We start from the raw sequence: 4,721 nt of genomic DNA on the forward strand, positions 1-4,721 counted from the left end.
GAGACTCCAACTGGAACATCATTATTGCCTTACGATTATAATGCAGTGACTGGAACTTTATCCTTCATTGTGAATTTTGATCAAATAGAAACTATTAATTATGAATATACTGTCAGTGATGACATTATGCCATTCCAGTTTTATACTATTGAACAGCCAATAAATGTGAATTCAATGTTAACCGATGTGGAATTATACGTCAATGATACACTATGGGAAAAATCATTGAATAGCATTGGAATGGAAATGACAGATAAAAAATATATTTTAAAAGTATTTAAAGATAAATTTATAATTATTTTTGGGAATGGTTTATTTGGTAAACAACCATCCCCAGGAGATATAATTAAAGTAAGAACATTCATGTCCAATGGATCCAAAGGAAATGTTATAACTGGAAGTGTTTCCAAAAAAGATAGAATTCAAATATCAGATACTCTTTCTGGAATAATGCAGGAAGTTTCTTTCAATGTGACGAACCCATCCATTGGATATGGTGGGTCGGATATGGAAGAGAATTCTGATATTAAAAAGAACGCAATTGCAAGTCTTCAGTCTTTAAATAGATTGGTCAGTGCTGATGATTTTAAACAACTCAGTGCAATAACAGACATTCCGTTTGTGGATTCAATTTCATATCTTAAAAGATCAGATTTAAAAGTAAATGAAATAAATACCTATGGTGTTTTAACATTTAAAGATGGAATTGTTCCGATGACTTCTTTTACAATTCCAGGAATATAAGGAGATATAATAATGCCGCCAGATGTAATTATTTATCCATATACTGTTAGAGCATATGAGGGGATAAATTGGTATATTCCCTATGAGATACATGTGTATTATGCTAAAATGCTTGGTGAATATTATTATATTGCCAGAGATTTAGATTTAGATTATAATGTAGAATTTTCCGATGTTGATACACACCCAATATTTATTTCTAAGGTAAATGTGTCATCCGATTATACATTGCATTTATTTACATTTAAAATTGATTATACAAAAGAATCCACATACGATTTAACTGGGGTTGAAGCATTAGTTTCCATGAGAGGAAGAAATTTTTCTTGGATGGGATATATAGCCCCAACTCCTTTGACAGCAGACAGTGGATATTTTACATTCGATTTTAGTCATGCCGGAATTCCTTACGGGGATTTAGAAATAACTATAAATCTTCTTAAAAGTTCCACTATACATGCCAGATATAAAACATCATCGATAATCAAATATAATCTTTTTAATTATACACAGAGTCAATTAGTTGAAACTGCATCCGGACCTCCTCCAGTTAGAGATTTATTGGATGTTCCTGGAATAGAAAAAGATTGGTTTGATTCATTAAGTGCTGATGATAAAAAATTATTTGAAAAAGAAGTATTGCAAAAAATGATAACACTTTATGATTCAACCTCTATGAGAATGATGAATACATTTATCAATTATAAAATGCCAAAGACAAAGGGAATATTGAGCAATATATATTTTAACCCAGAAAATGTAACTGTTAAAAAACTTGTTGTTGATAGAACTGATGTGCCTCTTGGATTTTTAGCTGGTGATCAGTTTGCCATTAAAGGACCAGTCACAAATCCAGCTGATCCATTTTATGGGAAAGAAGGAGCTATTGCACTGTGTTTATCAACAGTACCTGAAACTTGGAGATTTGATTACTTATCTATCTCCTCAATAATTTTCAATGAGTTTGATAGTTTAAAATATTTTTATGATGGATACAAATGGTTTAGACCAAATTTTGATTTACCAATAAAAATTGAAGCAATAATGTATACTAAGGATGGATATTTAACATATATTGATAAAGCTAAAATAGCGTTATTAAATTATTTTTCAAACAGATTTGGATTAGATAAACCTATTTATAGATCAGAAATTATTTCTATTTTACAACAAATCGAAGGCGTAGTTTATGTAAAGTTACTGAAACCAGAAATAGATATTTTATTTAATTATAAAATGGAAGATTTGGATTATGATCATTTGGTATCCTATGTGCCAGAATATATTTGGTTTAATGAAGACGATATTTATATTGATGTTAGAATAGGATAAGGTGGAAAAAATGGATAAAGAAACACTAATTGCAAATCTGAATAAAAATAAACACGAAATAAATAAATTTTTAATAACTAGCACATCTAACTATTGGATAGGATTTAATTCATGCAAAATACTTATAACCATTCCAACAATGAACAGATTATTTCAGCAATATTTAGATACAAGTTTTAGTGAAATATCAGATCTTATGCCAGCAGTATATAAAGATTGGCCGATTTATAAAATACTTGCAGACCCATACACGAAATCCATGGCAATATTATTAAAATTTTCTCTTGAATTGAAATTATACGATATTGCTAGGGGTCTCTATACACTTCTTAACATTAGAATGCACTATTCATTAATAAAAAAATATTTTAAATATTGTGATGCTGGCGCGTATCAACTGGCACTTGAAAATCTGCCCAAACAACATTTATTTAATCAGAAGGAATCCATACAACAATCATTTTATTATTTAACAGATGTTTTATTTGAAAGATATAAAGGTTTAGTTCCAAAGGACAAAACATCCACAGCCATGTATAGAATGATATATGATTTTAGGACACGCTGGGAACAGAGCATGAAAGCACTAGCAAGAAAGTTCTATGATATTAAATCTGGAAAAATTAAAATAGTTTCATTGCAGGATAGAGAATTTTTAATCGACACACGCATTGATCAGATGGTAGATAATACAATAAATAATTTCTTAATTTACAAAAAATATGATGCAAATGTTTTAAAAAATGTTTGTAATAAAGTTGCATTTAGACCGACATATGTTGAACCATTTATTAAAGAAACGATGCATATTTCAGAAGATGTTTTAAAACCATTGCTATATATAATTATAAACAATTCATCCTCAGATGATTTTATTAAGACGGATTTTTTTATATCATTATTGAAAAGAATGTCAACTAGATATACAATTGATAAAAAATCTTTGAAAGAAAAAATTGAAGAATTTATACAGAGACTTATGAAACAAAATTCAGAACTAGCAAGACTATATATTAAAATAAGCAGTCCTTATAAGCAAAAAATTAGAATATGTTTAGCTCTATTTTTGTATTATACTATGTGTAATAGTTTAAGATAATTAATTTCTAACGGGCAATTTATGGGTGATGAAATTTAAATTTCATCACCCTTTTTTCATGTTCATATTGTTAGATCCCAACCCTTTCGGGAGAATCCATAGGATAAATATATTTAGTTTTATTAACTAAACAATATTTTGAGTTATTTCAAGATTTTCATATATAGTATGCTCATCGTGTAAATTCTCTGGTAATTCATCATATAAATATGACCACTGGGTTTTTTCATTTAAAGTCAATTCCTGTCTTAAATATGGAACTAAATTTTCATATACTGTATATTCGTCGTGTACATTTTCAGAGTCATCATAATCATAAGACCATTGGATATAATCAGCAAGTGTAAATCCCTGTCTATAAAGCATGTCAAGATTTTCATATATCGTGTATTCATCATGAGAATTTTCTGGAAGTTCATCATAATTATATGACCACTGGATGATTTCATTTGTTGGTATAACAGCTTGCCTCAGCATCAAATCATCAATACTATAAAATTCATTGTGGTTGCTTATAGCAACTCTTCTTAGATAATCATCAACAGCCAATCTTTCACCAACGGGATCTGAAAAATCCAAACCAAACCAACCCACTCCAAGATATCTGCTATGAATTGGTTTGAAAAAATTCACGACTTCATTTATTCCTTTGTTTAACGTATCCAATCTTAACATTCTGAATGCACTATTGATATTATAAAATCTTGATACCACATCAAATAAATATAAAAATGCAAATATAGCATCATCATAAACTGAAGTTGAAGCAGATAATGTATCCATAACAAAATCATATAATTCCGGATTTATTGCTTGTAATAATGTTTTATTATGAGCTTCATCAACTGCTATATTTTCTCCGAGCAATCTAAAAACTTCAATCTGTCTTTTTAATTTTTTATCTCTTGATTCTCGTTGGGTTATATTTGTAGAATCATCTGGAGTATATAAGAATGTATCCGGCATCAAAGCAAATTGTGGATCTCTGACAATTATTTGTTTAATATAAACATCATCAGAAACTTCTAATCCAATTTGATTTCCCATTCCATCTAATTTAACTAAAAGTGGTTGTAAACAGAATATATTGTGGTTCAAATGAAATACGTTTGGAAATGAAGAATCTATAATTGGTTGCACATGCAAATTGACATCTAAATTATTCCAGTTAAATAGTGATAAACTAAATGATGTCTGTTTGAAAACAGGAACAGCATACATTTTTATTAGATTAATGTATTGCAAGTAAACTTGAATATCAGCACTCATTGGAGCAGGTAAAGTGAAGTGGTTAAATAAAGTAATAATGGGAGTTAAATCAGCACCAACTGCCCAATCGAGTCCTCCAAGATTTACAAAATTCCCAGAAGGTTCATGGACTGTAAAATTACTCCCACGAGATTGTATGTCTAATGGGTATGATACCCAAACATTTGTTATGATATTATATATATGGGTCTCAGCAAAAGTATTATTTTTATTAAATCCACCAACCACCATAACTTTGGTAAAATCCTGATCTACGGCTAAACCAAATCTAGAAATA

The 4,721-nt window shown here is 29.3% G+C and carries 4 protein-coding genes; 3 read left to right on the top strand and 1 reads right to left on the bottom strand.

Annotated elements, in window-relative coordinates:
- The 3 genes from M0R36_11020 to M0R36_11030 form a co-directional block, all read left to right on the top strand.
- The coding region (locus M0R36_11020; GenBank protein ID MCK9556321.1) for a hypothetical protein at nt 1–744 on the top strand (744 nt) is incomplete at its 5' end.
- Between the two features lie 12 nt (nt 745–756).
- Complete coding sequence (locus tag M0R36_11025; protein MCK9556322.1) at nt 757–2,076, top strand: hypothetical protein; 1,320 nt, start codon at nt 757–759, stop codon at nt 2,074–2,076.
- A gap of 10 nt (nt 2,077–2,086) precedes the next feature.
- Nucleotides 2,087–3,175 carry a hypothetical protein gene (locus tag M0R36_11030; protein MCK9556323.1) on the top strand — a complete coding sequence of 363 codons (1,089 nt, stop codon included), beginning with the start codon at nt 2,087–2,089 and terminating at the stop codon, nt 3,173–3,175.
- 126 nt (nt 3,176–3,301) lie between these two features.
- On the opposite strand, the gene M0R36_11035 is transcribed toward M0R36_11030, so the two are convergent.
- Nucleotides 3,302–4,721: hypothetical protein (locus M0R36_11035; protein ID MCK9556324.1), on the bottom strand; the 1,420-nt coding region annotated here is incomplete at its 5' end.

This window comes from bacterium, from assembly GCA_023228325.1.
GTDB lineage: Bacteria > Auribacterota > UBA6266 > UBA6266 > UBA6266 > UBA6266.